Origin of the sequence: Amycolatopsis sp. NPDC049691, assembly GCF_040675005.1 — a bacterium.
Classification (GTDB): Bacteria; Actinomycetota; Actinomycetes; order Mycobacteriales; family Pseudonocardiaceae; genus Amycolatopsis.
Window position 1 is genome coordinate 364,039 of sequence record NZ_JBFANX010000007.1, and the last position, 26,609, is coordinate 390,647.

General features: G+C 72.2%; 24 protein-coding genes. 14 read left to right on the forward strand and 10 right to left on the reverse strand.

The genetic code is table 11. The features are described from left to right. Positions 1-29 precede the first annotated feature (29 nt). From AB0J40_RS19210 to AB0J40_RS19230, 5 genes are all read left to right on the forward strand, one after another. Positions 30-1,055, forward strand: coding sequence for an amidohydrolase family protein (locus tag AB0J40_RS19210; RefSeq protein ID WP_364454573.1), 1,026 nt, complete (start codon positions 30-32; stop codon positions 1,053-1,055). Then, complete coding sequence (locus AB0J40_RS19215) at positions 1,052-1,960, forward strand: amidohydrolase family protein (protein ID WP_364454575.1); 909 nt, start codon at positions 1,052-1,054, stop codon at positions 1,958-1,960. The genes AB0J40_RS19210 and AB0J40_RS19215 overlap by 4 nt, the downstream gene beginning before the upstream one ends. Positions 1,961-1,980: 20 nt before the next feature. Beyond that, positions 1,981-3,336 carry an MFS transporter gene (locus tag AB0J40_RS19220; RefSeq protein ID WP_364454577.1) on the forward strand — a complete coding sequence of 452 codons (1,356 nt, stop codon included), beginning with the start codon at positions 1,981-1,983 and terminating at the stop codon, positions 3,334-3,336. 61 nt (positions 3,337-3,397) lie between these two features. Continuing rightward, complete coding sequence (locus tag AB0J40_RS19225) at positions 3,398-4,117, forward strand: ArsR family transcriptional regulator (protein WP_364454579.1); 720 nt, start codon at positions 3,398-3,400, stop codon at positions 4,115-4,117. Beyond that, a complete protein-coding gene (locus AB0J40_RS19230; RefSeq protein WP_364454581.1) occupies positions 4,114-4,488 on the forward strand; it encodes a VOC family protein in 375 nt (124 codons plus the stop codon). Before AB0J40_RS19225 ends, AB0J40_RS19230 begins: the two co-directional genes overlap by 4 nt. On the opposite strand, the gene AB0J40_RS19235 is transcribed toward AB0J40_RS19230, so the two are convergent. From AB0J40_RS19235 to AB0J40_RS19245, 3 genes are read right to left on the reverse strand one after another with little or no spacing between them, the layout of a single operon-like run. Then, positions 4,485-5,309 carry a hypothetical protein gene (locus AB0J40_RS19235; protein WP_364454583.1) on the reverse strand — a complete coding sequence of 275 codons (825 nt, stop codon included), beginning with the start codon at positions 5,307-5,309 and terminating at the stop codon, positions 4,485-4,487. The two genes, AB0J40_RS19230 and AB0J40_RS19235, sit on opposite strands and share 4 nt — an antisense overlap. Continuing rightward, positions 5,309-6,541 (reverse strand): DUF6596 domain-containing protein, encoded by a 1,233-nt coding sequence (locus AB0J40_RS19240; RefSeq protein WP_364454585.1) that lies wholly within the window; start codon positions 6,539-6,541, stop codon positions 5,309-5,311. Before AB0J40_RS19240 ends, AB0J40_RS19235 begins: the two co-directional genes overlap by 1 nt. Continuing rightward, complete coding sequence (locus AB0J40_RS19245; RefSeq protein ID WP_364454588.1) at positions 6,534-6,905, reverse strand: YciI family protein; 372 nt, start codon at positions 6,903-6,905, stop codon at positions 6,534-6,536. The genes AB0J40_RS19240 and AB0J40_RS19245 overlap by 8 nt, the downstream gene beginning before the upstream one ends. A 222-nt stretch (positions 6,906-7,127) precedes the next feature. On the opposite strand from AB0J40_RS19245, the gene AB0J40_RS19250 reads away from it, so the two are divergent. The 8 genes from AB0J40_RS19250 to AB0J40_RS19285 all read left to right on the forward strand — a co-directional run bounded on the left by AB0J40_RS19250 (position 7,128) and on the right by AB0J40_RS19285 (position 17,158). After that, the gene (locus tag AB0J40_RS19250) at positions 7,128-8,309 is read left to right on the forward strand and encodes a carbohydrate-binding protein (RefSeq protein ID WP_364454591.1); all 1,182 of its coding nucleotides are present in this window, start codon (positions 7,128-7,130) and stop codon (positions 8,307-8,309) included. Between the two features lie 94 nt (positions 8,310-8,403). After that, positions 8,404-9,684 (forward strand): extracellular solute-binding protein, encoded by a 1,281-nt coding sequence (locus AB0J40_RS19255; protein WP_364454594.1) that lies wholly within the window; start codon positions 8,404-8,406, stop codon positions 9,682-9,684. Positions 9,685-9,859: 175 nt separating this feature from the next. Then, complete coding sequence (locus tag AB0J40_RS19260; RefSeq protein ID WP_364454597.1) at positions 9,860-10,798, forward strand: sugar ABC transporter permease; 939 nt, start codon at positions 9,860-9,862, stop codon at positions 10,796-10,798. Then, the gene (locus AB0J40_RS19265) at positions 10,795-11,613 is read left to right on the forward strand and encodes a carbohydrate ABC transporter permease (RefSeq protein ID WP_364454600.1); all 819 of its coding nucleotides are present in this window, start codon (positions 10,795-10,797) and stop codon (positions 11,611-11,613) included. The genes AB0J40_RS19260 and AB0J40_RS19265 overlap by 4 nt, the downstream gene beginning before the upstream one ends. After that, positions 11,613-13,136, forward strand: coding sequence for a beta-N-acetylhexosaminidase (locus tag AB0J40_RS19270; protein ID WP_364454602.1), 1,524 nt, complete (start codon positions 11,613-11,615; stop codon positions 13,134-13,136). The genes AB0J40_RS19265 and AB0J40_RS19270 overlap by 1 nt, the downstream gene beginning before the upstream one ends. A gap of 191 nt (positions 13,137-13,327) precedes the next feature. Next, positions 13,328-14,026, forward strand: coding sequence for a GntR family transcriptional regulator (locus tag AB0J40_RS19275; protein ID WP_364454605.1), 699 nt, complete (start codon positions 13,328-13,330; stop codon positions 14,024-14,026). 290 nt (positions 14,027-14,316) lie between these two features. Beyond that, on the forward strand, positions 14,317-16,707 hold the full coding sequence (locus tag AB0J40_RS19280; RefSeq protein WP_364454607.1) for a hypothetical protein: 2,391 nt from the start codon (positions 14,317-14,319) through the stop codon (positions 16,705-16,707). 64 nt (positions 16,708-16,771) lie between these two features. Beyond that, positions 16,772-17,158 carry an ester cyclase gene (locus AB0J40_RS19285; protein ID WP_364454609.1) on the forward strand — a complete coding sequence of 129 codons (387 nt, stop codon included), beginning with the start codon at positions 16,772-16,774 and terminating at the stop codon, positions 17,156-17,158. On the opposite strand, the gene AB0J40_RS19290 is transcribed toward AB0J40_RS19285, so the two are convergent. Genes AB0J40_RS19290 through AB0J40_RS19305 form a run of 4 tightly spaced genes read right to left on the reverse strand, consistent with a single transcriptional unit; the run spans position 17,148 to position 21,349 of the window. Beyond that, positions 17,148-17,903 carry an MHYT domain-containing protein gene (locus tag AB0J40_RS19290; protein WP_364454610.1) on the reverse strand — a complete coding sequence of 252 codons (756 nt, stop codon included), beginning with the start codon at positions 17,901-17,903 and terminating at the stop codon, positions 17,148-17,150. The genes AB0J40_RS19285 and AB0J40_RS19290 overlap by 11 nt on opposite strands. A gap of 13 nt (positions 17,904-17,916) precedes the next feature. Further along, positions 17,917-18,309, reverse strand: a complete 393-nt coding sequence (locus AB0J40_RS19295) for a DUF742 domain-containing protein (protein WP_364454613.1) — start codon at positions 18,307-18,309, stop codon at positions 17,917-17,919. Then, a complete protein-coding gene (locus tag AB0J40_RS19300) occupies positions 18,306-18,809 on the reverse strand; it encodes a roadblock/LC7 domain-containing protein (RefSeq protein ID WP_364454615.1) in 504 nt (167 codons plus the stop codon). The genes AB0J40_RS19295 and AB0J40_RS19300 overlap by 4 nt, the downstream gene beginning before the upstream one ends. Further along, the gene (locus AB0J40_RS19305) at positions 18,806-21,349 is read right to left on the reverse strand and encodes an ATP-binding protein (RefSeq protein WP_364454617.1); all 2,544 of its coding nucleotides are present in this window, start codon (positions 21,347-21,349) and stop codon (positions 18,806-18,808) included. The genes AB0J40_RS19300 and AB0J40_RS19305 overlap by 4 nt, the downstream gene beginning before the upstream one ends. Before the next feature lie 418 nt (positions 21,350-21,767). On the opposite strand from AB0J40_RS19305, the gene AB0J40_RS19310 reads away from it, so the two are divergent. Next, entirely contained in the window at positions 21,768-23,021 is a 1,254-nt protein-coding gene (locus AB0J40_RS19310) for a low temperature requirement protein A (RefSeq protein ID WP_364454620.1), read from the forward strand. A 224-nt stretch (positions 23,022-23,245) separates the two neighbouring features. Here AB0J40_RS19310 and AB0J40_RS19315 read toward each other — a convergent pair whose 3' ends face one another. Genes AB0J40_RS19315 through AB0J40_RS19325 form a run of 3 tightly spaced genes read right to left on the reverse strand, consistent with a single transcriptional unit; the run spans position 23,246 to position 26,586 of the window. Then, positions 23,246-23,692: a DUF6098 family protein gene (locus AB0J40_RS19315; protein WP_364454623.1), complete on the reverse strand. Its 447-nt coding sequence runs from the start codon at positions 23,690-23,692 to the stop codon at positions 23,246-23,248. A gap of 33 nt (positions 23,693-23,725) precedes the next feature. Beyond that, positions 23,726-24,205, reverse strand: coding sequence for a hypothetical protein (locus AB0J40_RS19320; protein ID WP_364454626.1), 480 nt, complete (start codon positions 24,203-24,205; stop codon positions 23,726-23,728). Next, a complete protein-coding gene (locus tag AB0J40_RS19325) occupies positions 24,202-26,586 on the reverse strand; it encodes a molybdopterin-dependent oxidoreductase (protein WP_364454628.1) in 2,385 nt (794 codons plus the stop codon). Before AB0J40_RS19325 ends, AB0J40_RS19320 begins: the two co-directional genes overlap by 4 nt. Positions 26,587-26,609 lie beyond the last annotated feature (23 nt).

Genomic DNA, 26,609 nt, shown 5'->3' on the forward strand with positions numbered 1-26,609 from the left:
TCGAAGCCCGGAAGCGACGAGGAACCCTCTTGATCATCGACTGCCACGGCCACTACACCACCGCCCCGCCCGCCCTCGCGGCGTGGCGCGACCAGCAGGTCGCGGCCCTGACCGGGGACGCCACCCCGCCGAACCGTGCGGACCTGCGGATCAGCGACGACGAACTGCGCGAGACGATCGAGCCGAACCAGCTGCGCCTGATGGACGAGCGCGGCATAGACCTCACGATCTTCTCGCCGCGCGCGTCGTTCATGGCCCACCACGTCGGCGGCTTCGAGACGTCGGCCGAGTGGGCCGCCATCTGCAACGAGCTCTGCCACCGCGTCAGCGCGCTCTACCCCGAGCGGTTCGCCCCCGCCGCGATGCTCCCGCAGTCGCCCGGCGTCGACCCCGCCACCTGCCTGCCCGAGCTGACCCGCTGCGTCGAGGAGTACGGCGCCGTCGCGGTGAACCTCAACCCCGACCCCAGCGGCGGCCACTGGACGGCCCCGCCGCTCACCGACCGGTCGTGGTACCCGATCTACGAAAAGCTGGTCGAGTACGACATCCCGGCGATGGTGCACGTCAGCACCAGCGTCAACCCCGCGTTCCACACCACCGGCGCGCACTACCTCAACGCCGACACGACCGCGTTCATGCAGCTCGTGCAGGGCGACCTGTTCACCGACTTCCCGACGCTGCGGCTGGTCATCCCGCACGGCGGCGGCGCGGTGCCCTACCACTGGGGCCGGTTCCGCGGCCTCGCGATGGCGCTCGGCAAGCCCGAGCTGGAAGAGCACGTGCTGAACAATGTCTTCTTCGACACCTGCGTCTACCACCAGCCGGGGTCGGACCTGCTCTTCGACGTCGTCCCGGCGCGCAACATCCTGTTCGCGTCGGAGATGATCGGCGCGGTCCGCAGCGTCGACCCGCGCACCGGGCACCACTTCGACGACACCCGCCGGTACGCCGAAGCCGCGAAACTGTCCGAAGAGGACTGGGCCGCGATCCGCGAGCACAACGCCCGCGCCGTCTACCCGCGGCTCGACACCCTCCTCAAAGGACAGGGCCGATGACCAGGACACCCGGCTGGCTGGACTGGTACGCGAATCCGTCCACACCGGACTTCCGGCTCCCACCGGGCACTGTGGACGCGCACTGCCATGTGTTCGGCCCGGAGCGGGAGTTCCCGTTCGCCGCCGAACGCAAGTACACGCCCTGCGACGCGAGCAAGGACCAGCTCTTCGCCCTGCGGGACCACCTCGGCGTCACGCGGAACGTCATCGTGCAGGCCACCTGCCACGGCGCGGACAACTCGGCCATGGTCGACGCCGTCCGGGCGGCCGGCGGACGGGCGCGCGGGATCGCGACCGTCCGACCCGATGTCGGCGACGAAGAACTCCGCCGACTCGACGAAGCGGGCATCAAAGGCGTCCGGTTCAACTTCGTGAAACGGCTCGTCGACGCCTCGCCCAAAGAGGACCTGAGCACCATCGCGAAGAAGATCGCGCCGCTCGGCTGGCACGTCGTGCTGTACTTCGAAGCCGCCGACCTGCCCGAGCTCGAGGACTTCTTCGGCCGGCTGCCCGCGCCGCTGGTGATCGACCACATGGGACGCCCGGACGTCACGAAACCCGTCGACGGCCCGGAGTTCGCGCGGTTCCTGGCGTTCGTCGACCGCAACGACGTCCACGTGAAAGTGAGCTGTCCCGAGCGCCTCACCGTCACCGGCCCACCGGCCCTCGACGGCGAACGGCACGCGTACACCGACGTCGTGCCCTTCGCCCGGCGCGTCGTGACGGAGTTCCCGGACCGGGTGCTGTGGGGCACCGACTGGCCGCACCCGAACCTGAAGAACCACATGCCCGACGACGGCCTGCTCGTCGACTACGTCCCGCACATCGCGGAAACGCAGGAGCTGCGGCGGAAGCTGCTCGTCGACAACCCGATGCGCCTCTACTGGCCCGGCGAAACCGCCTGAAACCCCCTGAAGGGCATGCAATGCAGCACGCCAACGCGTTCAACCGGCTGAACAGACTGCCGATTTCGCGGTTCCACAAGATCACGCTCCTCGCCGTCTCGTTCGCGTACTTCTTCGAGTTCGCCGACATCAACAGCTTCGCCACCACCGCGCCCAAGCTGATCAAGCTGTGGGGCGTGACGGTCGACCAGGTCGCCTACGTGACCTCGCTGTCGTTCGTCGGCATGTTCTTCGGCTCGATCGTCGCGAGCAAGCTCGCCGACCGCTGGGGCCGGAAGAACGCTCTCATGTGGACGACCGTGTGGTTCGGCGTCTTTTCGTTCGCGGCGGTGTTCTCCTGGGACATCGTGTCGCTCGGGGTGTTCCGCATCCTGACCTCGGCCGGGTTGTCGGCGATGACCGTCGTCGCCGTCATCTACGTCAGTGAGCTGTACCCGGCGGCCAGCCGCGGCAAGTACCAGGCGTACGCGATCGTGATCGGCATCTGCGGCACGCCGGTGACGAACCTGATCGCGAGCGCGGTGGTGCCGATCAACTCCTGGTCGTGGCGGCTGGTGTACCTGTGGGGCGCGCTCGGCGTGCTGCTGGTGCTGTTCACGCGGCAGCTGAAGGAGTCGCCGCGCTGGTACGAAAGCCGCGGCGAGCACGCCAAGGCGGACGCGGTGCTGCGCGAGATCGAAGAGCGCGTCGCGGCGGAGAAGGGCCCGCTGCCGGAGCCGGCGCCGCCGGTCGACGAGGCGCCGGTGGCCAAGGCCCCGCTGCGGTTGCTGCTGAAGAAGAAGTACCTCATGCCGACGTTGCTGCTGACGGTCCTGTGGGTGACGCAGACGATCGGCTTCTTCGGCTACTCGAGCTGGGCGCCGACGCTGCTGGCCAAGGAGGGCTTCAGCGTCGAGAAGTCGGTGTTCTACGTGGCGCTGACGACGGTGGGCGCGCCGCTGGGCTCGTACCTGGCGGCCCTGGTGACGGACCGCTTCGAGCGCAAGTGGTGCCTGGTCGCGTTCGGCACGGTGATCGCGCTGTGCGGCCTGTTCTACGGGCTGACGTTCAACCCGGTCCTCATCGTGGTGTTCGGCTTCCTGGTGAACCTCTTCGAGCGCGGCTACACGGCGCTGGGGTACGCGTACTCGCCGGAGCTGTTCGACACGCGGGGCAGGTCGCTGGGGACGGGCGTGTCGTACGGGCTCGGCCGGCTGTCCAACGCGGTGGGGCCGTTGATCGTGGCCGCGCTGTACAACGGCAGCGGCTACCAAAGCGTGTTCCTGTTCATCGCCGGGACCTGGCTCGTGGGCGCCGTGGTGCTGGCGGTGTTCGGCCCGAAGACCCGCGCGGCACGGCTTCGCGAAGCCCCCGAGGCCAAGCCGGCCGGGGTCTGAGCCACCGGACCAGGGCCTGCGGGCCCTGGTCCATCAAACCCGTTTGATGTACTTTACGGGGATGGAACCGCCCGCGTTCGTCCGGCTGGCCGCCCACCCCCTGCGGTGGGCGCTGCTGTCGGCGCTGGCCGGGAGCGACCTGCGCGTGCGCGAACTGACCGAACGCCTCGGCCAGCCGCAGAACCTCGTCTCCTACCACCTGCGGCTGCTCCGCGACGGCGGGCTGGTCGCCGCCACGCGCAGCAGCTTCGACGGCCGGGACACCTACTACCACCTGGACCTCGACCGCTGCGCGACCGCGCTGGCCGAGACCGGCGCGGCGCTGCACCCCTCGTTGCGCGGCGAAACCACCCCGGCGGACCACGGGCGGATCGCGGTCCTGTTCGTCTGCACCGGCAACAGCGCCCGCTCCCCCATCGCCGAAGCCCTGCTGCACCGGCGAGCCGGCGGCAAGATCACCGTCACCAGCGCCGGGACACGTCCGAAAGCCGCGCTGCACCCCGACACGCTGCGAGTGCTGCGCGAAGAGTTCGACATCGACCTCGCCGGGCAACGGCCCCGCTCCCTCGACGCCGTCGCCGGACGGCGGTTCGACCACGTCGTCACCTTGTGCGACAAGGCCCGCGAGGTCTGCCCCGAGTTCCCGAGCCGCCGCCACTGGAGCCTGGCCGAACCCGACGGTTACGCCGCGTTCCGGCGGACGGCGGCCGAAATCGACGTCCGCGTCCGGCACCTGCTGCCGGATCTCGTGGTGGCACAAGGCAAGGAGGCCCAGCCGTGACCGAAGAGTACGCCAGCGTCCGGTACGTCGTCGACGACGTACCGGCGGCCCTCGACTTCTACACCACCCACCTCGGCTTCACCGTCCGCATGAGCGCGGGGCCCGCGTTCGCCGACGTCGTCCGCGGCCCGCTGCGGCTGCTGCTCTCCGGGCCCGCCAGCTCCGGCGCCCGCGCCACCCCCGCCGACGCCGCGGCCGCCGGGCGCAACCGCATCCACCTGGTCGTGCCCGACCTCGACGCCGAGATCGCCCGGCTCACCGGCGAAGGCCTCACCTTCCGCGGCGACGTCGTCGCCGGGCCCGGCGGACGGCAGATCCTGCTGGCCGACCCCGCGGGCAACCTCGTCGAGCTGTTCGAGTCCGCCCGCTAAGCCGTGAGCGCGGCGTGGCCGGCGTCGAAGCTGCGCAGCGCCGCGCCCACCGCGGCGGCCACCGTGACCTCGAAGATCTCGTCCTCGCCGCACCCGGCGTCGAGCAGGGCACGGACGTCGTCGTCGCCGATCCGGTGGGACGCGTCGCGGACCAGCGCCACGTAGCCGGCCCACGGCGCGGGCAGCCCCTCGCCGGCGCCGGCCGCCCGCCGCAGCTCGGGGCTCGTGTACGCGGGCTGGTCGAAGACGCTTTCCCGGAGGTCGTCCGGGCCGTCGGCGAGCAGGAAGCCCGGGAATCGGTAGCCGGCGCGGTGCAGCGCCCGCGTGCCCGTCTTCAGCTGCCCGTCGAGCAGCTCGAAGCCGAACGCGTTCGCGAGGCGGTTGACGATGTTCCACACCAGGTTGACGTTCAGCGCCTCCGAAACGGCGTGCGCGGGCAGGTCGCGCAGCGGCGCGGGGTCGAGGTCGGCGTCCCGGGAGACGTCTTCGACGAACCGTTGCACGGCAAGCAGTTCCGGCCGGGGATCGAGGTCGCCGCCGCCGGCGACGCGCACCAGTTCGGCGTGCGTGACCGCGCAGAACGGGCACTCGTGCACCCGCGCCGTGCTCATCGCGAGGTACTCGCGCTCGGCGGCGGTCCAGTACGACTCGCCCCGCATCGCGGGCGCGGTCAGCTCCAGCAGCGGCCGGGTCAGGAAGCCGGGCCGGTACAGCAGCAGCTTGACGATGTCGGGGCTCGTGACGCCGGACAGCTTGCCGGTGACGGCCATGAAGAGCCGGGCCCGGCGGCGGTGGCCGTTCTCCAGGATGGACAGTCGCATCAGGACTCCAGTTCGCGCAGGCGGCGGTCGAGGAAACGGTGGTCGGCCGGGGCTTCGGCCAGTTCGCGCGCCCGCCGGTACGCGGCGGCGGCGTCCCCGGGACGGCCGAGGCGGCGCAGCAGGTCCGCGCGGGCGGCGTGCCACAGGTGGTAGCGGTCGAGCCCGTCGATCGCCTCGACCAGGGCCAGGCCGGGTCCGGGACCGGACGCCATCGCGACGGCCACGGCGTGGTTGAGCGCGACGACGGGGGACGGCGCGAGCGTGCGCAGCTGCGCGTAGAGCGCGGCGATGCGGGCCCAGTCGGTGTCGGCGGCGGTGCGGGCCTGCGCGTGCTGGGCCGCGATCGCCGCCTGCAGCTGGTACTGCCCGACCGTCCCGTGGCGCAGCGCCCGCCCGAGCACGCCGAGCGCCTCGGCGATCTCGGCGCGGTCCCACCGGTCGCGGTCCTGGTCTTCGAGCAGGACGACGTCGCCTTCGGGCGTGTAGCGCGCGGCCGAGCGCGAGTCCTGCAGCAGGAGCAGGGCGACCAGGCCGAGCGCCTCCGGCTCGTCGGGCATCAGCGCGGCCAGCAGCTTCGCCAGCCGGATCGCTTCGCGCCGCAGCTCCGCCGGCTCGTCCCGGCCCGACGGCGACGTGTAGCCCCGGGTGAAGACGAGGTAGATGACCGCGAGGACGCCGGCGAGGCGGTCGGGCAGCAGGTGGTCCGGCGGGACGCTCAGCGAGATGCCCGCGTCGCGGATCTTGCGTTTGGCGCGCACGAGCCGCTGCGCCAGCGCCGGCTCGGCGACGAGGAACAGCCGGGCGATCTGCGCGGCGGTCAGGCCCGCGACCGCCTGCAGGGTCAGTGCCACCCTGGCGTCTTCGGCCAGTGCCGGGTGGCAGCACGTGAAGAGCAGGCTCAGCCGGTCGTCGCCGACCTCGGCGAGCCGGTCGTCGGGCAGGCGCACCGCGGTCACCCCGCTTTCCCCGGCCGCGACCTCGGCCAGCTTGGCCCGGCCGACGCGGGCCCGGCGGATCCGGTCGACGGCGCTGTTGCGCGCCGCGGTCAACAGCCAGGCCGCGGGGTCGTCCGGGATTCCGGCGTCCCACGTCCGCAGCGCCCGCGCGATCGCGTCCTGCAGGGCGTCTTCGGCGAGCTCGAAGTCGCCGAGCACCCGGACCAGCGCGGCCAGCAGCCGCGCGCGGTCCTCGCGGTAGACGCGTTCGACCGCACCGGCGGCGCGATCAGCCACGGGCTGCGCGGTGGTCCAGCCCGGGCACGCCTGCGACCGGGCGGACCTCGATCGACCCCTGGGAGGCCATCGGGCACAGCGCGGCCAGCTCGAGGGCTTCGTCGAGGTCGCGGCAGTCGAAGACGTACACGCCGCCGAGGTGCTCGTGGGTTTCGGTGAAGGGCCCGTCCGTGATCAGGGTCCGGCCCTCCTGCACGGTCACCGTCGTGGCGGTGTGCTCGCCCTGCAGCGGGTGGCCGGAGACGAAGACGCCGCGGCGGCGGCACTCGTCGGCGAAGGCGTTGACGGCGGCCAGCGCCTCCTCGAACCCGGGGTCGCCCGGCTCGGGCCGTTCGCAGTTGTAGATCAGCAGCATGTAGAGCACGCGCGCTCCTTCGTCCGGCGTCGGTCGAAGAGGATGACGAACAGGACGACGGTAACTCGACAGGCCACGCGGGACCCGGCGAAAACAGCCCGCGGAAATTACCAAAGGTAAGTTCTGTCGCCGCCTTGACTTTACCAATGGTCAGGAGGAGAGTCCTCGCCACCTGATTCGTCTAGACCAATCAGCGAGCTCCGGCGGACGGCCATCCTCAGGAGGAGACCCATGTCCCGCAGAACCCGGACCACCACCGCAGTCCTCACGAGCGCCGCGACCGTGGCCGCGACGGCCCTGATCCTCTCCGGCGGGGCAGCCGCGACCCCGACGGCCGCGGCGGCCGCCGACTGCGGGGTGCTGTTCGACGACTTCCACTACAACTCCCCCACCGACTCCGCGTTCAGCGGCGCCGGCTGGACCACGCGCAACGACGTCGGCAGCCCCGGCGTGCCCGGCGCGCGGTGGCTCACCAGCAACGTCACGTTCCCGACGGTGAACGGCGAGCGCGTCGCCCAGCTCGCCGCCGGTACCGACGGGAGCGCGGCCGGCACCACGCACTCGGAGATGTACCAGAACCAGCTGCGGTTCTTCGAAGGCACGTACGCCAGCCGGGTCCGCTTCACCGACGCGCCGGACAGTGGCACGGACGGCGACCACGTCAACGAAACGTACTTCACGATCTCGCCGCTGCGGTACGACCGCGACCCGCTCTACAGCGAGCTCGACTTCTCGGAGTACCTGCCCAACGGCGGCTGGGGCGGCCCGACGGCCGACTACCAGACCAGCTGGTACACCTACTGGAACAACCCGACGTGGGACGGCCTGCGCACGTCCACCGCGCAGAACCGCAGTTTCGCGGGCTGGCACGACATCGTCACGCAGGTGTCGGGCGGGCACGTGAAGTACTACATCGACGGCGTGCTCACCGCGGACCACACGACCGACGCCCAGGGCGATCCGGTGTACCCGCGGACGCCGATGTCGATCAACTACAACATGTGGTTCATCGACACCGCCGGGCACACGAGCGGCACCAGCGTCTACACCGAACAGGTCGACTGGACGTACTACGCGGGCAACCAGGTGGTTTCGCCTTCGGACGCCGTGGCCCGCGCCGGTTCCTACCGCTCGGCCGGAACGTCCCATGTGGACACCGTGACCGGGTGCACGACGCCGACCACCCCGCCGGCGACCACGACGACCAAGCCGACCACGCCCACGACCCCGACGACACCGACCACGCCGTCGCAGCCCGCCGACTGCTCGACGGCGCCGGAATGGGACTGGGGCACGGTGTACCTCGGCGGCCAGCGGGTGAAGCACAACGCACACCTCTGGCAGGCGAACTGGTGGACCCAGGGGTCCGAACCGGGGCTCACCGCCCAGTGGGCCGACCTCGGCCACTGCTGAAGTCCGGCCGCGGCCCGGGTCAACGGGACCAATCCGGGCCGCGGCCCCTCACCTCCCGCACCGCTCCCCGCTACCTCACTCTCCGGGAACTCCCATGCGCAGACGCACCTTCGCCGCCGCCCTGGCCGTCGCCGCCGTGACCGCCACCGCCGCCTGCGGTACCGACACCCCCGCCCCCTCCGCCCAGGGCGGCGGGCAGCTGACCGTCTGGCTGATGAACGGCGACCTGTCCGACAAGGCCACCGCGGCGATCAACGCCGCGTTCGAGAAGGCCACCGGCGCGAAGGTCACCGTGCAGATCCAAGAGTGGGACAACATCAACACCAAGATCAGCACCGCGCTGGCCCAGGACACCACCCCCGACGTCATCGAGATCGGCAACACCGACGTCCCGCTGTTCGCCGCGAACGGCGCCCTCGCCGACCTCACCCCGCACCGCGACGAGCTGGCCGCCGGGCAGTCCTGGCTGCCGGGCCTCGCCGGACCGGCCACTGTGGACGGACACGTCTACGGCGCCCCGTTGTTCGCCGGCAACCGCGCGGTCGTCTACGACAAGCAGGTCTGGGCCGACGCCGGGATCACCGCGCCGCCGAAGACGTTCACCGAACTCACGCAGGACCTCGACAAGCTCAAGGCCAAGCACCCGGCCGCGGACTACTCGGCTTTCCACTTCCCGGGCAAGTACTGGTTCGGCGCGCTGCAGTTCGTCTGGGACGCCGGCGGGCAGATCGCCACGCAGAAGGACGGCAAGTGGGCCGGCGCGCTCGAAAGCCCGGAGGCGCAGAAGGGACTGCAGGCCTGGAAGGACTTCCAGAACGCCTACTCCTCCGCCGCCTCACGCAACGTCGACACCAAGGCCCCCGACCAGGCCGCCATCTTCTCCGCCGGCGGCGCCGGGGCGATCCTCGACACGAGCGTCAACACCGTCGTCAAGAACAAGCCGGAGCTGAAGGACCGCCTGGGCACCTTCCCGTTCCCCAGTGCCACGCCCGGCAAGACACAGCCGGTGTTCCTCGGCGGCTCCGACCTCGTCGTCGCGGCCAAGAGCCGCAACCCCGACCTCGCCCTCGCCTACCTCAAGGCCGCGACCGACCCCGCCGTCCAGCGCGACGCGATCGTCGGCATCGACGGCTGGACCCCCATCTCCACCCAGCTGATCGACCAGGTCACGCCCACGCTCCCGCCGCTCAACGCCGCCTTCGCCACCGCGGCCAAGACGAGCGTCGCCACCCCGGCCGCACCCGGCTGGGCGACCATCGAGAGCGACAAGTCGATCAACACCTTCTTCGCGGACATCGCCACCGGACGCCGGCCGATCGCCGACGCCGCCAAGGACTTCGACGCTCACCTGACCGAGGCGCTGAACGCCCGCTGACCGGCGGGGTGGTCCGGCCGACTGCCGTCCCCAACCGGGCCACCCCGCCCCTTTCCGCGAAGGAGTCCTCGTGTTGCCAATCCGACCAAAAGCAGGCCGGCCCTCCAGCGGTACGTGCCATGGCCACGAAAGCCATCCGGCCGTGACTGTGGTCGGATTGGCAACGAACGGCACAGTGCTGGAGAAAGCGCCGCCCGAAGCCCCGCCGAGACCGGCCACGCCGCGCCGGCGTCGTTCGCTGCTGCCCTACGGCCTGCTCCTGCCCGCGACCGTCCTGCTCGGACTCGTCCTGGGCTACCCGCTGGTGCGCCTGGTCGTCATCTCGCTGCAGCAGTACAGCCTGCGGTCCCTGTTCACCGGCACGACGTCCTTCGCCGGCTTGGCCAACTACGCCGCGGTCCTCGGCGACGACCAGCTCCTCCCGGTCCTCGGGCGCAGCATCGGGTTCTGCGCGGCGCTCGTGCTCGGCACGCTCGTCATCGGGTTCGGCGTCGCACTGCTGCTGCAACGCCTGGGCCGCGGCATGCGCACCGCCGTCACGCTGTGCCTGATCGCCGCGTGGGCGCTGCCGAACGTGGCGTCCACTTTGGTCTGGCAGTGGCTCTTCCAGCCCGGCTACGGCGTGGTCAACTGGCTGCTCACCCAGGTCGGCTTCGGCGACCTCACCCAGCACGACTGGACGACGTCCCCGGCGTCGGCGTTCACGCTCGTCTGGCTGCTCGTGGTCTGGCAGTCCGTGCCGTTCGTCGCGCTCACGCTCTACGCGGGCCTGTCGCAGATCCCGCGGTCCTACTACGAAGCCGCCGCCCTCGACGGCGCCCGGCCGTGGCGCGTCCACCGCACCATCACCCTCCCGTTCCTGCAGCCGATCCTCGGCCTGGTCACCATCCTGTCGGTGATCTGGGACTTCACCGTGTTCAACCAGATCTGGATCCTCACCCAGGGCGGCCCGAACGACGGCACCACGACCCTGGGCATCTGGACGTTCACCCGGGCGTTCAGCCGCAACGACTTCGGGCAGGGCGCGGCGATCGCCGTCGTCTCGGTCGCGCTGCTGGTCGCCATGACGGCCGTGTACGTGCGCCGGCTCGTCCGCTCCGGGGAGGACCTGTGATCCGGCGGATCGGCCGAAACGTCACAGCCGCCCTCTTCTGTCTCGTGTGGATCTTCCCGGTCTACTGGATGGTGCTCACGGCGTTCAAGCCCGCGGGCAAGATCCTCCAGCCGACACCGGAGTTCCTGCCGTTCGACGTCACCTTCGCCAACTTCGCCGACGCGCTCGCCAAGCCGGGGTTCGTACAGGACCTCGTCAACAGCGTCGTGGTCGTCGTCGCGGTCGTCGCACTGTCCATTGTGGTCGCCTTCCTGGCCGCGACGGCGTTGACGCGCTTCCGCTTCTTCGGGCGCCGCGGCTTCCTCATCGGCGTGCTGGTGCTGCAGATGGTCCCGGTGCCCGCGCTGGTCATCCCGCTGTTCCTCGGGCTCAAGAGCGCGCACTTGCTCGACACGCTGTTCGGGCTGATCCTGACCTACGTGGCGCTCGTGCTGCCGTTCACGATCTGGACGTTGCGCGGGTTCCTGCACGGCATCCCGGTCGAACTTGAGGAGGCGGCGATGGTCGACGGCGCGACCCGCGGGCGGGTCATGCGCTCGGTCCTGCTGCCGCTGGTGCTGCCCGGGCTGATCGCGACCAGCGTGTTCGCGTTCATCACGGCGTGGAACGACTTCCTGTTCGCGTACGTGATCATGAAGGACAGTTCGGGCTACACGCTGCCGGTGTGGCTGGTGTCGTTCAGCACGAGCACCGGCACCGACTACGGCGGCCTGATCGCCGCGTCCACGCTGTTCGCGCTGCCGGTCGTCGTCTTCTTCGCGCTCGTGCAGCGCCACCTGGTCGAAGGCATGACCGCGGGCGCGGTGAAGGGCTGATGATCATCCCCTCCCCCGCGCGGCTGACCCGCCGCGCCGGCTCCTTCGCGCCGGCCGGCGGCCTGCGCGTCCTGGCCGGCCGCGGCGCCGAAAACGCCGCCCGCCTGCTCGCCGGCTACCTGCCTCGGCCGTCGATCCACAGTGGACCGGCGATCCGCCTGGACCTCGTGCCCGGCGGGGACCACGGGCCGGAGGGCTACGAACTCGACGTCACGCCCACGGGCGCGCTCCTCACGGCGTCGGCCGAAGCGGGCCTGCGCAACGGCGTGCAGACCCTCCGCCAGCTGGTGCCGCTGCACGGACCGCCGCGGCTGCCGTGCCTGCACGTCCGCGACGCGCCGCGGCTGCCGTGGCGCGGCGTGCTGCTCGACGTCGCCCGGCACTTCATGCCGCTGGAGTTCCTGCGCGAGTTCGTCGACCTGCTGGCGCTGCACAAGTACAACGTCCTGCACCTGCACCTGACCGACGACCAGGGCTGGCGGATCGAGATCGACGGACGGCCGCGGCTGACCGAGGTCGGCGCGTGGCGCACGGAGTCGATGGTCGGGGCGGCCGGCAGCGACGTCTACGACGGCGTTCCCCACGGCGGCTTCTACACCCAGCGCGAGCTGCGCGAACTCGTCGCCTTCGCGGCCGGCCGCGGCGTGCGGATCGTGCCCGAGATCGACCTGCCCGGCCACGTCCGCTCGGCCCTCGCCGCCTATCCCGAGCTGGGCAACCGGCCGGACGTGCGGCTGCCGGTCTGGACCGCCTGGGGCATCAGCCCGGACATCCTCGGCGTCCACGACGGCGCGTTCGCGTTCTGCCGCGAGGTCCTCACCCAGGTCGCCGACGTCTTCCCGGCGCCGCACCTGCACATCGGCGGCGACGAGTGCCCGACCACGCAGTGGGCGGCGAACCCGGTCGCGCGGGAGAAGGCGGCCCGGCTCGGCCTGCGCGACCCCGCCGAGCTGCACCCGTGGTTCCTCGGCGAGCTGCACCGGATCGTCGCCGGCCTCGGCAGGCAGGCCGTCTGCTGGGACGAGACCGGCCACGCCGCGGGCCGGCTGCCCGCGGACCTGGTCGTCACGGCCTGGCGCGACGCCGCGCACGGCGCCCTCGCCGTGGCCCGCGGGCACCAGGTGATCATGGCGCCGCACACGTCGACCTACTTCGACTACCGCCAGAGCGAAGAACCGGACGAGCCGCCGCGCGCGGACGTCACGACACTCCGGGACGTCCACCGCTTCGACCCCCTGGCGGGCGGGCTTCCGGTCAGCGACGGGACCCGGCCCGGGGTGCTCGGCACGCAGGCCCAGCTGTGGACCGAGCACGCGCCGACGCCCGACCACGTGCGGCACCTGGCGTTCCCGCGGCTGTGCGCGCTGGCCGAGCGCGCGTGGTCGCCGCCGGAGCGCGGTTATGCTGACTTCCGGGAGCGCCTGACCGGTCACCTCGAACGGCTGCGCGCCCTGGACGCCCTGCCGAAGGAGCGCGTCCGGTTCGCCGGGGCGCTCGGAGTACCCGGGAAGACGGTGCCTTGACCGCTGTGCCATCAGGGGCTTCGCCCCAGGCCGGGGGCTCCGCCACCCGGAGCCCCCGAAAAGAAGCTGTGCCATCAGGGGCTTCGCCCCAGGCCGGGGGCTCCGCCACCCGGAGCCCCCGAAAAGAAGCCGTGCCATCAGGGGCTTCGCCCCGGAAAGAAGGTGGCGAGCCGGCGGACCGCCCGCCCACCGTGAAGCGCGACCGCGTCCGGCGGCACCTGCTCAAGGTGATCGAGAACGCCGGCCCCGGCACCGGGCTGGCGTCGGAACGCGACCTGGCCGCGGAGCTGGGCGTGTCCCGCCCGACCGTCCGGGCGGCGATCGACGAGCTGACCCGCACCGGGCTGCTGGTGCGCCAGCGCGGGCGCGGGACGTTCACGAGCCCGCACAAGGTGACCCAGGAACTGGCAACGGGCCTGGCCGTCCCGCCCGCCGAGGGGCACTGGACGAGCCGCGTGGTCGCGTTCGCGATCTCCCCGGCCTCGCGGTCCCTGTCGGCCGACCTCGAACTGGAGCCGGGGACGCCGGTGCTGCGCGTGACGCGGGTCCGGTACGTCGACGACGAGCCGATCGCGATCGAGCAGCTGGCGCTGCCGGCGTCGGTGGTCCCGGGGCTCGCCGTCGCGGACCTGGAATCGGGCAACTTCTACCGGCTGCTGCGGGAGCGGTTCGGGATCGTGGTGTCCGACGCGGTGCAGACGATCGAGCCGGCGGTGACCAACCCGGAGCAGGCCGAGCTGCTCGAGATCGCGGTGTACGCGCCGATCCTGCACATCGAGCGGCTGACCCGCGACACGACGGGCCGGGCGGTCGAGCTGACGCGCTCGGTGTACCGCGGCGACCGGTACCGGATCACGTCGAAACTCCGCTTCGACGCCGAATCGGGCTGACCGCATCCGGAAAATAGATCATCACCGGAGCGGAATCACGCCGGTTTTCGCGGCCGGCCATTACCCGATCGAGTGACAGCACGGGGGCATCCGGGTGAGCAACCGCAGGAAAGCCCTTGTCACACCAGGTGCCCGTTGTTTCGCGTCGGTAACGAACTGCGCTGTTGGCATCGCCTTTCTGGCGCCCGGGTGAGAGCGCTTCAACGCACTCCCGGCACGGCATAGGATTTTCCTTCGGCCGGGAAAACGATTCCCGGAATCCACTCCCGTGAAAGAATCGAGGACCATTCATGCGAAGACGCATGCTGGGTGCGGTGCTGCCCCTCGTGCTCGTCGCGGCCGGCACCGCCGCCCTGCCCGTGACCGCCGAGGCCGCCGCCGTCTCGGGGCTCACGAAGTCCGTGCAGGGCACCGGGTCCCCCGCCGACCACGGCGCCACCGCGAACTGGGTCATCGGCTACGACGACCAGGCCACCGGGTCCGGCGCCGCCACCATCACCGACGCCGTCGGCGCGGGCCAGGCCTTCCAGCCCGGCTCGCTGCACGCGCCGCCCGGCTGGACGCCGTCGTGGTCCACCGACGGCTCGACCTTCACCGGCACCGAACCCGCGTCCGGTGTCACCGCCGTGCGGGCCACGAACCCCGACGCCGGGCCGGACGCGACCTCGCTGTCCGGCGCCCTCACCCCGCCCGTGCAGGCGGTCACGACGGCGACCGGCGGAGACGGCTTCAGCCCGATCCTGTACCGCACCCCCGGCGGCGTGCTGCAGGCCTGGAACATCTACCACCACCTGGGGGCTGCTTCGCCGAAGGTGGTCTGCACCGACCTCGCCACCGGGCAGCGCTGCCCGGGCGGCCCGTGGCCGAAGGTGCTGAACACCGCACCCGGCCCGCTCGGCACGCTGGGGGCCGGGGACATCGCGAGCACCATGGTCGAGCAGTACGTGCACGATCCCGCCAACCCGGCGAAGGTCTACTACCCCGCCGTCACCGCGTCCTCGGTCGGCGTCGGCTGCCTCGACCTGGCCGCGGCGGCCAACTGCGGGTACTCGGCGCTGTCCCCCACCGGTGGCTCCCCGCCGGTGAGCAGCATCGGCGGCTTCGTCGCGGTCGGCGGCAACCTGTACGGCATCGTCAGCTCCGGCGCCGTGGTGTGCTGGACGATGGCCACGCAGAGCGCCTGCGGCGGCCAGCCGTACGCGCCGATCGTGCCGGCGGCCAACCAGCCGTACGTCTACGGCGCGGTGACCGTGGTGGCGGGCAAGGTGTTCGCGTCGACGTCGAGCCCGGGCACGGGGCAGCAGCCGTCGCTGGGCTGCTTCGACCCGGCGACGGCCACGGCGTGCGCGAACTGGGCGTCGTCGCGCCCGACCGGCCCCGCGGGCAGCTACAACTACAACGACTACACGGCGTTCGACACGAACGGCGCCCCGGTGGGCGCGTGCGCGACGACGACCGGCAGCCCGGACGTCACGACGTGCTACGCGCTGGACGGGTCCGCGCTCGCGGCCCCGCCGGGCCCGGCGGCGCTGCCGGCCGGTGTGTACGCCTTCCCGCCGGAGGTCGTCACCGATCCCGCGGGGCACGTGCGCACCTACCTGCCGATCTGGAACGGCGGCTACGCGGGTGCGGCGCTCTGCCACGACTGGACGACGGGCACGGCGTGCGCGGGCCTGCCGGGACCGATCTCGCACCCGACGGTGAACGGCGGGGCCACGCGGGACTACGGGTATTCGTACGACCCGCCGTCCGGCTGCCTGATCGGGCTGGGCGACGCGGGCGTGCTGTTCTCGATGGATCCCACGACCGGGGCCACGCCGTGCGTCCGTTCGGGTGGGCAGGTGACGCTCAAGCCGGGTGACTTCTACTGCGACGGCGGCTCGCACGTCCAGGGCTACACGGCGGCGCGGCTGACGGGCGTCGACCCGGCGAACGTCGACTTCGCGGCGTCCCGGGTGACGGTGGTCGACTCCGGCGGCGCGACGGTGCCGACGCCGGGCTTCGCCCCGGACGGCTCGGTCGACCTGACGGGCGTATCCGTGGCGGCGCACCCGGCGATCACGGTGACGACGACGCTGGTCCTGCACTCCGCGGCCGGGTTCGCCGGCCGGCTGGTGGTGGACTACGCGGGCGACGCGCCGCAGCTGTGCTTCCGCACGACGATCTCCGCGGACTGCGCGGTGTCGTCGGTGGCGAACACGGCGTCCGGCACGGATTCGACGGGTTCGTTCACGTCGAACACGGTGACGCTCCCCGTCGCGCCGGGCGCGTCGTGCACGCCGAAGGTCAAGGTGGAGAAGGAGATCTGCACGTCGTCGTCGGCTTCGAAGTGCGGTCCGGGCGGCGCGGGACCGTGGGCGAAGCAGGCCGGGGTCGGGCTGCTGGGCCTGCTGAACGCGACCGCGTACTGGCGGATCACGGTGACGAACCTCGGCCCGGTCGGGATCACGTCCGCGCACGTCGTGGACAGCGTGGAGCCGTCGTGCCAGACGGGGGACTTCACGTTGGCGGCGGGTCAGTCGAAGCAGGTGTACTGCTCGACGTACGCGTTGCTGAGCCTGTTCCCGATCACGAACCAGGCGAAGGTGAGCTACCTGCCGGCGAACGTCCCGCCGGGGACGCCGCCGTCGCACACGGGGTGGTCGTCGGCGACCGCGTGTTCGCTGTTGTGCATCCTGTAGGGGGTTGAGGTGACGGCCCGCGGGGGAAGTCCCCTCGCGGGCCGTCCACACCACGAGGAGCACCATGGCGGACATCGAAGAGCGCTACCGCGCGTACCTCACCTGCTTGAACGAGCGTCGCTTCGCCGACCTCGGCGAGTTCGCGCACGACCCGGTCATCCACAACGACCGCACCCTGAGCGTCGCCGAATTCCGGGACCTCCTGGAGCGCGACGTCACCGAGATCCCCGATCTGCACTACGCGATCGACCGCCTCGTCGTCCAGGACGACCAGGTCGCGTGCCGCATCCGGTTCGACTGCACCCCGGCCCGGCCCTTCCGCGGCATTCCGCCGACCGGCAAGAGCATCTCCTTCGTCGAGCACGTCTTCTACCGCTACGAAGACGGCAAGATCGCCGAGATCTGGTCGCTCGTCGACACCGACGCCATCCGCGAGCAGCTCACACCGTGACCGGCTCGGGTTTCCCGGCCTTCGGGGACACCGCCGGTGCCATCAGCACCGCGCACAGCGGCACCGCCATCGCGATCGCCGCCAGGACGAACACGGGGAACAGGAAGGAGAACACCTCCACCCCGGCCGGGTCGGGGGCGTTCATGTCCATGTGCATCTCGACCGCCGCCATGCCCGTGTAGTGCATGCCCGTCACCGCCGCGCCCATCACGAACCCCGCCAGCAGGCGCAGCGACAGCCGGTCGAGGACCACCGCGAACCACAGCGCCGCCGTCGCCGCCACCACCGCGATCACCACCGACAGCGCGACCAGGCCGCCGTCGTAGCCGAAGTCGCCCTTCACCCGCAGGGCCGACATCCCGGTGTAGTGCATGACGTTCACCGCCAGGCCCGTGAGCACGCCGCCGAGCGCGAGGCGCCACCAGCCGAACTTCGCGCGGCCGCCCACCACCAGCAGGCCGGCGAACACCGCCGCGACCGAAAGGATCGCCGACAGGACCGTGCGGAAGATGTCGTAGCGGACCGGCATCCCCGGCGTGCTGAAGCCGAGCATCGCCACGAAGTGCATCAGCCAGATGCCGACGCCGCCGATCGAGATCGCCGCCAGCACCAGCCACCGCATGCGGTGCCGCGCGTTCGCGGCGTGCCGGGCCTGCACGGCGCACGCCAGCCCGAGCGCGCAGCCCACCACCGACGTCAGGTAGGCGAGCACGAGCAGCCAGTGCCCCAGTGCGAAATGCTCCATCGCAAAGTCCTTCCTACAGGTCGCGCAGCCCGTGCAGCACGCGTTCCATCAGGTCGTGGCGCTCGTCCCAGGTGGAGGTGTCCGACAGCGTGTCGCGGACGATCACCAGGTTGTCCTGCATCAGGTCCGACACGAGCACGCGGACCACGCCGAGCGGCAGCGACAGCAGCGCGGCGATCTCCATCAGCGACCGCGGCCGCAGGCACAGCTCGGTGACCTCCGCCAGCGCGCTCGACCCGAGGTAGCCGGCCTCGGCGCGGCCCGCCGCCGTGGTCTCGACCAGCGCTTCGACGGCGATCTCGACCGCCGGTGCCGTCCGGCCTTCCGTCCAGGCGTACGGACGGGCCAGCGACGCGCTGCGCCGCGGCTCCTCCCCGTACGGCCCGGGCGGCGGGTCGTCGATCACCGGTGGTCCTGGGCCACCGGTATCTCGCGCGCGGGCACGTCGACCTTCTGCCCTACCCGCTCGACCAGCATCGTCATCTCGTAGCCGACCAGCCCGATGTCGCAGCCGGTCGAGGCGAGCACGACGAGGTTCGAGCCGTCGCCCACGCTCATCAGCAGCAGGAACCCCTGCTCCATCTCGATGACCGACTGCACCACCCGCCCGGCGGTGAACAGCTCGGCGGTGCCCAGCGACAGGCTGGACAGGCCGGCGGCGATGGCCGCCAGCTGGTCGGCGCGCTCGCGGGGCAGGGTTTCGTCGGCGGCCACGAGCAGGCCGTCGGCGGAGACCAGCACGGCGTGCGCGACCCCCGACACGTCCTGGACGAACCCGTTGACCAGCCAGTTCAGCGTCGCCGTCCGTTCGGGCGGCGCGGCGGAACCGGGGAAGGCCAGCGTCCCGGTGAGGGACCGGGCCGTCGGTTCGGCGCGTCGCGGCGGCACGTCGGGAAGTTCCGTCATCGCGGATCCACTTCGTCCTTTCCGGATTCTTCGGCACGGGCCGCGGTCTCCCGCCGGGCCGCGCGCATCCCCTGGTAGTGGCGGGAGAGGCTGGTGCGGACGGCGGCGGCGTCGCGGAACGACCCGCCGTTCTGCTCGCGCACGCGCGGGACGACCGCGCCGGGGGCGAGCTGGGCACCGGGCCGCCGGGTGGGCAGGCCGGCATCGGTGAGCCGCTGGGCGACGGCGGGCTTGAGAGCGCTTTCGGCGGCTTGCCGCGCGCGATCGGCGGGGGTGTCCCACTCGCCGACGACGGGCTTTTCGGGCCGGGCGACGGGCTTTTCGACGGAGGTGGGCCTGCCCGTGGCCGGGCCGGCCGAATCGGCTGCGTGTGCGGCCGGAGCGGTTTCGGTGGCAGAGTTCCGGTTCGCCGCTGGGGTTTCGGCTTCGGGAGGCGGCCAGTCCACTGCGGACTCCACCGGCGCCGCTTCCGGTGCCTTCTTCCCCACCGCCGGCCACTCCCCCGGCCCCGCCGCCCCGTTGCGCCGGACCGGCGGCTTCGCGGCCGGCTCGGTGAACCAGCTCGTCACCACCTGCTCGAAGATCGGCGTCGACGCCTGCGCCGGCACCACCGGTGGCCGGTGGTGGCCGTTGCGGGCCGCTCCCGCGGACACCAGCCTTCCCCCGCCGATCGGGCGGGCCAGGTCCGCGATCACCAGCCCGCCAGGGACGTGGACACTCGCCGTCACCCCCGCGTGCCGGGCGCCCGTGCCCGTCGCGCGCAGGCGGACCGTCACCCCGTGCAGGGCCGCCAGCCGGCCGACCACGAACAGGCCCATCCGGCGGGTCGTCTCGGGACCGACCGTCCCGGCCGCCGCGAGGCGCTCGTTCACCGCGGTGAGCTCCGCCGGCGTCATGCCCAGCCCCTGGTCGACCACCTCGATGAGCAGCCCGCCGTCGGCGCCGCGATCGGCCGTCAGCGCCACCTTGTGCTCCGGCGGGGAAAACCGCGTCGCGTTCTCCAGCAGCTCCGCGAGGATGTGCACCACGTCCGCCGCCGCTTCGGGCTGCACCGAGCTGCGCGGCGCGTTGCCCATCGCCACCCGCCGGTAGTCCTTGACCTCCGACGTCGCCGCCCGCAGCAGTTCGCGCGTCGGCACCGGTTCGCGGCCGTGCCGGACCGGGCGGCCGCCCGCCAGGACGTGCAGGTTCTCGCCGTTGCGGCGCAGCCGGGTCGCGATGTGGTCGATCCGGAACAGCTCGTCGAGCCGCCGCGGGTTCTGCTCCCCCGCCTCGAGGTCTTCGATGATCGACAGCTGCTGCTCGACCAGCGACTGGCTCCGCCGCGACAGCGTCATGAACATCTCGCTGACCTGCTTGCGCAGCTCGGCCTGTTCGACGGCGAGCCGCACCGCCTGCCGGTGCATGTCGTCGAAAGCGCTGGCCAGCTGCCCGATCTCCTCCTCCGTCCGGACACCGGAGTCGGGCACCGCGCGCCAGTCGACGTCGTGGCCTTCCCGGACCTGCCGGACGGTCTCCGGGAGCTGCTCGTTCGCCGCGCGCAGGGCGGCCGCGCGCAGCCGGCGCACCGGCGTCACCAGCGAACGGACCACCAGCAGCGCGATCGCGAGCGCGCCGAGCAGCGAGCCGAGAACCAGTGCCGTGTCGCGCAGCGAGTCGGACCGCGCGCGGTCGGCCGCGGCCGAAACGTCGTCCGCCAGCTCCGCCGAGACGTCGTTCAGCACGGCCGTCACGGCGGTGGTCTCGGCGGCGATCGAGGGCAGCAACGCCGCGAGCGGGCGGCCGCCGCCGGGCTCCTGGAGGGCGTCGAGCCTGTCGTCGGCGCCGTCGGCCGCCGCGGTGAACCGGGCCAGCACGTCGCCGGTCAGCTGGTGCTCCGCCTGCTCGGCGAGGACCTCCTGCTCGGCGGTGGTCTGAATGACGGCCGGGCGCAGCGACGCGTCGTCGGGGCTGTTCTGCGCGGCTCGCCGGTAGGTCTCCTCGGTGGCCAGTTCGCCGCGCAGGTGCACCAGCAGCCGGGTGGTTTCCGCGTTGCCGGCGTCGGCGGAGACGATCGCGGGCACGAGGTCGCCGAGGGTGGCGATGATGTCGTTGTAGCCGGCGGCCTTCGTGCGGACGTCGCCGCCGCCGGCGCCGGCCGCGCGGATGCCGGCGAGCTTGCCCAGCGCGGTGTTCAGCGCGCGGCCGGTGTCGGCGGGCAGCGGCGCGAACCCGGTGTCGCGCTGGACGGCGGCCACCTTCGCGTCGACGGCCGCGACCAGCGTGTTCGGCGCGCCGGCCGGGACCGCCACCGCGGCGACCATTTCCTCGCCCAGCGACGCGGTCAGGTCGATCGTGTCGCGCAGCACCGGCAACCGGTCGCGGGCCGCGCTGAGCGCGGTGGCCCGGTCGAGTTCGCCCTGGATCCGGATTTCCGCGAGCGCCACCGCGACCAGGACCGGCAGCAGGAGGACGACGCTGATCTTGGTGCGGACGCTCCAGTGCGCCGGCCACCACGCGGCGTCCACCGGCAGGCGGGGCGTGGATCTGCTTTCGTGCATGGCGGAATCGCTCGATTCCCAGCCGCGCGCACGGCTGACGTCGAACTCGGACAGGACGAGGGGCCCCAGGGCCGATCACGAACGTGGCGTTGATCGAGCCGACCAGCAGAGAACCCCACGCCCGGCATCCTTGTCAACCCTGCGCAGCGGCGTTTCGGAACGCCGCGATCGAATTGATCGCGATTCACTCCGGCAGTTGACGGATCGTGTCCCGATGATCGCTGCTTGTACACCGTACAAGCCTGTTCGCGCAGCTCCGGGGCCTACCGAGCGGTAATCGAACCGCGCGCGGCATTGGCGGCAGAATTACCCACAGGCGTTGCCGGGACGAATTCCGCCCATTGTTCGAATGGTGTGTTATTAATTCCCGGGGCGCCCACCGGTGGGGCGTCGCCGCGGACGCGGCAGAATCGCCGTCGTGACCGATGTGGACGAAACCGGCGGCGGCAAGCGGGTCGGCTGGGTCGAGCTGTACTTCGACCTGGTCTTCGTGTTCGCGGTGGGCCAGGTGGCGCACGGCGTCGTCGCGGACCCGCACTGGGCGCGCGTGGCCGCCGCGCTCGGCCTGTTCGCGACGCTGTGGTGGACGTGGATCGGCTTCGCCGTGCTGTACAACCGCCGCGGCGACGACAGCCGCGTCGCCGACCGGCTGTTCGTGCTCGCCGGGACGATCCCCTGCGGGATCGCCGCCACTCAGGCGCACCACGTTTTCGAGGGGCACCCGGCGATCTTCGCGGCGGCGATGGCCGGGGTGCGGCTGATCCTCGCGGCCGCGCACCGCTGGCCGGCCCGCGAAGGGCTCGACCAGCGGCGGATCAGCTGGGGCTACGCGGCGTCGGCGGTCCTGTTCGGCGTGTCGGCGGTCGTGCCGCACTCGTGGGCGCTGTGGGTGTTCGCGCTGCTGCAGGAGGCGGGCTTCCTGCTGCTCGGCGACCGACGTCGCGGTGACCGCCGGGAGCGCCCGACGCGCGAGGCGAGGTGGCGGCGCATGTGGGCGCCGCCGCGCGACCCGAGCCTGGCGGTCGACTCGGCGCACCTGGCCGAGCGGTTCGGGCTGTTCATGATCCTGCTGCTCGGCGAGCTGGTGCTCACGGTCGGCACGGCGGCGCTCGAGCGGCCGGCCGACGACCTCGCGTACTGGGCGTCGCTGGCCGCGGGCCTGGTGATGGCGGGCGCGCTGTGGTGGCTGTACTTCACCTCGGCGGCGCGGATCTACGAGCGCCTGCTCGACCTGTCGGGCGGCAACCCGGCGCTGGCGTATTCGCTGTACGCGGGCGGCCACCTGTTCCCGGCGTTCGCGCTGCTGCTCATCGCGGCGGGGGTGAACCTGTCGCTGCACGAGTCCCCACCCCAGGCGGCGGGCTGGTTCACGACGGTGGGGTTGACGCTGTACCTGTCCGGCACGCGGGTGTTCTCGGCCGGTCCGGCCGAGCGCTGGTGGGGCGGGATGGCCCGGATCGCGGCGCTGGCCGCGACGGTGTGCTTGGCGTTCCTCGGCCGGGTGCTGCCGGCACCGGCGGTGGTCGTGGTGGTGGCGGCGTGGGCGGTCGGCTCGACGGTGGTGGCGTCGGGGATCCGCCACCGGGCGCTCGATCGGTTCGGCGCGGACCCGGTGGCGTTCCTGCGCAGCATCGAGACGGCCCACCGCAATTCCGGCGACCGCCCCTCATGAGTGCTTGGAAGGGTTGGAACGCCTCTAACACTCACGACCGGCCACGGTAGGCCGCCTTCCGCGGGCGGGGCGGCAGCGGGAGGCGAGTGGGCTGGGCGCGCCGGCGAGCGGGCCGGGCGGGTTGGTCGAAGCTGGGCGGGTTGGTCGAAGGCGGGCGGGTTCGTCGAAGCCGGGCCGGGCCAAATGGCTTGGTCGAAGCCGGGCGAGGGGGGCCGGCCGGGTGGTCAGCGGTGGGCCCGGCGGTCCATCGGCCCCCACTCGGCCGATCCCTGCTCGTCCACCAGCCGGCGGGCCTCCTGCAGCACCTCGTCCGCCACCCACGCCAACGGCTCCGCCGCCACCACCAGCGGCTCGTTGTCCGGCCCGCGCGCGATCTCCCGGGCCCGCAGCACCCACGGCCGGACGCCCGGGCCGCGCAGGTCCCGCAGGTGCTCGTAGTCGTACAGCCGCCGCGCGAGCCACAGGCGGACCGACCGGTCGCCCCACCACGGCTCGCGGCGCAACGAGTTCGCCGACAACCCCGGCAGCGGGATCCCCGTCAACCCGTCACGGCTGGACGCCGAGTCCGCCAGATCGACCTCCGGACCCCGGGACCACCGCACGTACAGGTCGTCGCCTTCGCTCTCGTACAGGCGGACCAGGTCCGTCAGGTCCTTCACCGTGGGCAGCATGATCACGCCATACCCCCGGCCGCGGAACCTAACCTAGCTCGTCAGGATCTGCGGCGAGAGCACCTTCAGCATCGCGTTCGTCCACTTCAGCTGCCGCAACGTCTGCGGGTGGCACCGGCTCGCCAAATCCAGCAAGCCGCTGTCCTTGGCCGCCTGCGCGCCCTGCGCGAGCAGCTCCCAGTCCAGCGACACGCCCGCGGCCCGGCGGTGCAGCCGGCGCAGGTCGGCCAGCAGCAGCACGCCCGGCTCGGGACGGCGGCCGGTCAGGTCGGCCAGCGCCGTCCGCAACGGCTCCAGCGGACCGGGACCCGGAATGTCCTCGTCCAGGTCCAGGTCGAACGCCCGCCCGGCGCGCGCGATCTCGCGGACGTGCTCGGCCGACCAGGCCGCCAGATCGCGCGCGAGGTGGTGCACCTCGTGCTCCGCGTGGTGGCGGTCCGAGGTCTTCAGCAGATCCCTGGCCAGCACCTTCTCCGCGCGGTGCAGCTCGCGCAGCACGAGGTCGAGCTTCATCGGACGTCCTCCTCCACCACCGCGGGCACCCGCTCGGCAGCGGGGCTCCCCACCGGGCCGATCCTGCGCAGCGCGGCCGCCGCCGTCTTGAACAGCGGCTGCTTGGACACCGGGTCCCAGTCGGTGAACGTCAGCTCGTTGGCCGCGCGGTCGCCGTCCTTGCCCGCCGGGTGGTCGACGTCCCAGTAGCCGTAGTGGAACGGCAGGAACAGCACGCCGTCGCGGATGCCGCCGATCCGGACGCGGGCGCGGACGCTGCCGCGCGGCGTCGAGACCTCCGCGAGGTCGCCCTCGGCGAGCCCGGCGGCGGCCGCGTCCCGTTCGGACACTTCGAGCCACACCTCCGGCGCGGCCGAGCGCAGCTCCGGCGCCCGGCCGGTCTTCGTCCGCGTGTGGAAGTGGTGGATCGTCCGGCCGTTGATCAGGAAGAACGGGTGGTCCTCGTCGGGGGTTTCGTGGGGCGGGACGTATCCGGCGCCCTTGAGCATCGCCTTGCCCTCCGGGTTCATCGCCCGGTACTCGGTGGGCTCCATCGGCGCGCCGGTGACGAGGTCGCGGCCGTAGCTCTCGCAGTAATCGGGCCGGGCGAAGAACTTCCCGTCGGCGTACAGCCGTTCCGTCCCGTCGGGACGGTCCGAAGTACACGGCCACTGGATGCCGCTCACCTCACGCAGCTTCGCGTAGCTCAGCCCGCTGTAGTCGCAGGGCCGCCCCGAAGACGCGCGTTTCCACGCGTCGAACGCCGTCTCCGCGTCGTGCCACTGCGGGAACGGCTCGCCGTCGCGGCCCCGGAAGTCCATCCGCCGCGCGTAGTCCAGGAAGATGTCGAGGTCCGAGCGCGCCTGCCCCGGCGGGTCGACCGCCTTGTCCGACAGGTGCACCGTGCGGTCGGCGTTGGTGAACGTGCCCGTCTTCTCACCCCACAGCGCCGCGGGCAGCACGACGTCGGCGAACTCCGCCGTCTCCGTGCGGAACGCGTCCTGCACCACCAGGAACAACCGGGGAGAGTCCAAAATAGACCGTACCCGGGTCAGCTCGGGCAGCGAAACCGCGGGATTGGTCGCCGACACCCAGAGGAACCGGAGGGTGCCGGTTTCCGCGTAGCGCAGCATCTGCATCAGGTGCGTCGGCGGTCCGTAGTGCGGGATCTTGCCGGCGTCGACGTTCCACAGCGAAGCCAGCTCCTCGACGTGCGAGTCGTTGGCCCAGTTGCGGAAGCCGGTCAGGTCGCCGTCGGCGCCGCACTCGCGGGTGTTCTCCGCGGTGGGCTGGCCGTTCATCTGCAGGACGCCGGCGCCCGGCTTGCCGAGCATGCCGCGCAGCAGCACGAGGTTGTTGACCTGCACGGCGGCCGCGGACGCCTGGTGCGACTGGTAGAAGCCCTGCAGGACCGTGCACAGCAGCCGGGAAGCCGTCCCGACCAGCCGGGCGGCTTCCCGGATCTCCCGCGCTTCGAGGCCGCAGATCTCCGCGACGCGCTCGGGCGGGTAGTCCGCGACCGTCGCGATGAGGTCGTCGTAGCCGACGGTGCAGCGCTCGACGTACTCGCGGTCGACCCAGCCGTGCTCGACGACCTCGTGCAGCAGGCCGTTCATGAGCGCCAGGTTGGTGCCGGGCAGCGGCGCGAGGTGCAGCGTCGCCGCGCGGGCGACCGGGGTGTCGCGCGGGTCGACGCACAGCAGCGCCGGCGGGTTCGGCCCGGCGAGCCGGTCCAGCATCCGCGACCACAGCACGGCCTGCGTTTCGGCCACGTTGTGCCCGAAGAGCGCGATGACGTCGGCGTGGTCGACGTCCGCGTAGGACGCCGGCTGGCCGTCACAGCCGAAGGACTCCTTGAGGGCCGCGGCCGCCGTCGCCGTGCAGAGCCGCGTGTTGCCGTCGAGGTGGTTCGTGCCGAGGCCGCCGCGCGCGATCGCCGCGAGCGTGTAGTACTCCTCGGCGAACAGCTGGCCGCTGGTGTAGAACCCGAGGGCGCCCGGGCCCTGCTCGTCGAGCAGTTCCCGGCTGCGCCGGACGATCAGGTCCAGCGCCTCGTCCCAGCTCGCCTCGGTCAGCTCGCCGTGCTTGCGCACCAGCGGCGTCGTCAGCCGGTCGGGTGCGTTGTTGGCCTGCCAGCCGAACAGGTCCTTCGGGTCGAGCCGCCCGCGGTTGACGCGGTCGTCGGCGCGGCCGCGGACCCCGGCGATCCGGCCACCGGCGACCGCGATGTCCAGGCCGTCGCCGTTGGAGTGCAGCACGGCGGCGCTGCGGACCCAGCGGTCGACGTCTTCGGGCCGCACGCCCTCGGCCAGCCGGCTGTCGACGCGGACCGGCCACGGATCCCCCGGCCCGTAAGGCGTCCTCGTCCCCCACGGTTCGGTGATTCCGTCACGCTGCGCCACCGCGAAGACCTCCCGAAGATCGA

Coding starts and splice junctions, on each gene's coding strand:
- AB0J40_RS19220 (WP_364454577.1), top strand. CDS start 1,981: ATGCAGCACGCCAACGCGTTCAACCGGCTGAACAGACTGCCGATTTCG.
- AB0J40_RS19225 (WP_364454579.1), top strand. CDS start 3,398: ATGGAACCGCCCGCGTTCGTCCGGCTGGCCGCCCACCCCCTGCGGTGG.
- AB0J40_RS19215 (WP_364454575.1), top strand. CDS start 1,052: ATGACCAGGACACCCGGCTGGCTGGACTGGTACGCGAATCCGTCCACA.
- AB0J40_RS19280 (WP_364454607.1), top strand. CDS start 14,317: ATGCGAAGACGCATGCTGGGTGCGGTGCTGCCCCTCGTGCTCGTCGCG.
- AB0J40_RS19315 (WP_364454623.1), bottom strand. CDS start 23,692: ATGCTGCCCACGGTGAAGGACCTGACGGACCTGGTCCGCCTGTACGAG.
- AB0J40_RS19305 (WP_364454617.1), bottom strand. CDS start 21,349: ATGCACGAAAGCAGATCCACGCCCCGCCTGCCGGTGGACGCCGCGTGG.
- AB0J40_RS19320 (WP_364454626.1), bottom strand. CDS start 24,205: ATGAAGCTCGACCTCGTGCTGCGCGAGCTGCACCGCGCGGAGAAGGTG.
- AB0J40_RS19250 (WP_364454591.1), top strand. CDS start 7,128: ATGTCCCGCAGAACCCGGACCACCACCGCAGTCCTCACGAGCGCCGCG.
- AB0J40_RS19300 (WP_364454615.1), bottom strand. CDS start 18,809: ATGACGGAACTTCCCGACGTGCCGCCGCGACGCGCCGAACCGACGGCC.
- AB0J40_RS19290 (WP_364454610.1), bottom strand. CDS start 17,903: ATGGAGCATTTCGCACTGGGGCACTGGCTGCTCGTGCTCGCCTACCTG.
- AB0J40_RS19285 (WP_364454609.1), top strand. CDS start 16,772: ATGGCGGACATCGAAGAGCGCTACCGCGCGTACCTCACCTGCTTGAAC.
- AB0J40_RS19270 (WP_364454602.1), top strand. CDS start 11,613: ATGATCATCCCCTCCCCCGCGCGGCTGACCCGCCGCGCCGGCTCCTTC.
- AB0J40_RS19235 (WP_364454583.1), bottom strand. CDS start 5,309: ATGCGACTGTCCATCCTGGAGAACGGCCACCGCCGCCGGGCCCGGCTC.
- AB0J40_RS19255 (WP_364454594.1), top strand. CDS start 8,404: ATGCGCAGACGCACCTTCGCCGCCGCCCTGGCCGTCGCCGCCGTGACC.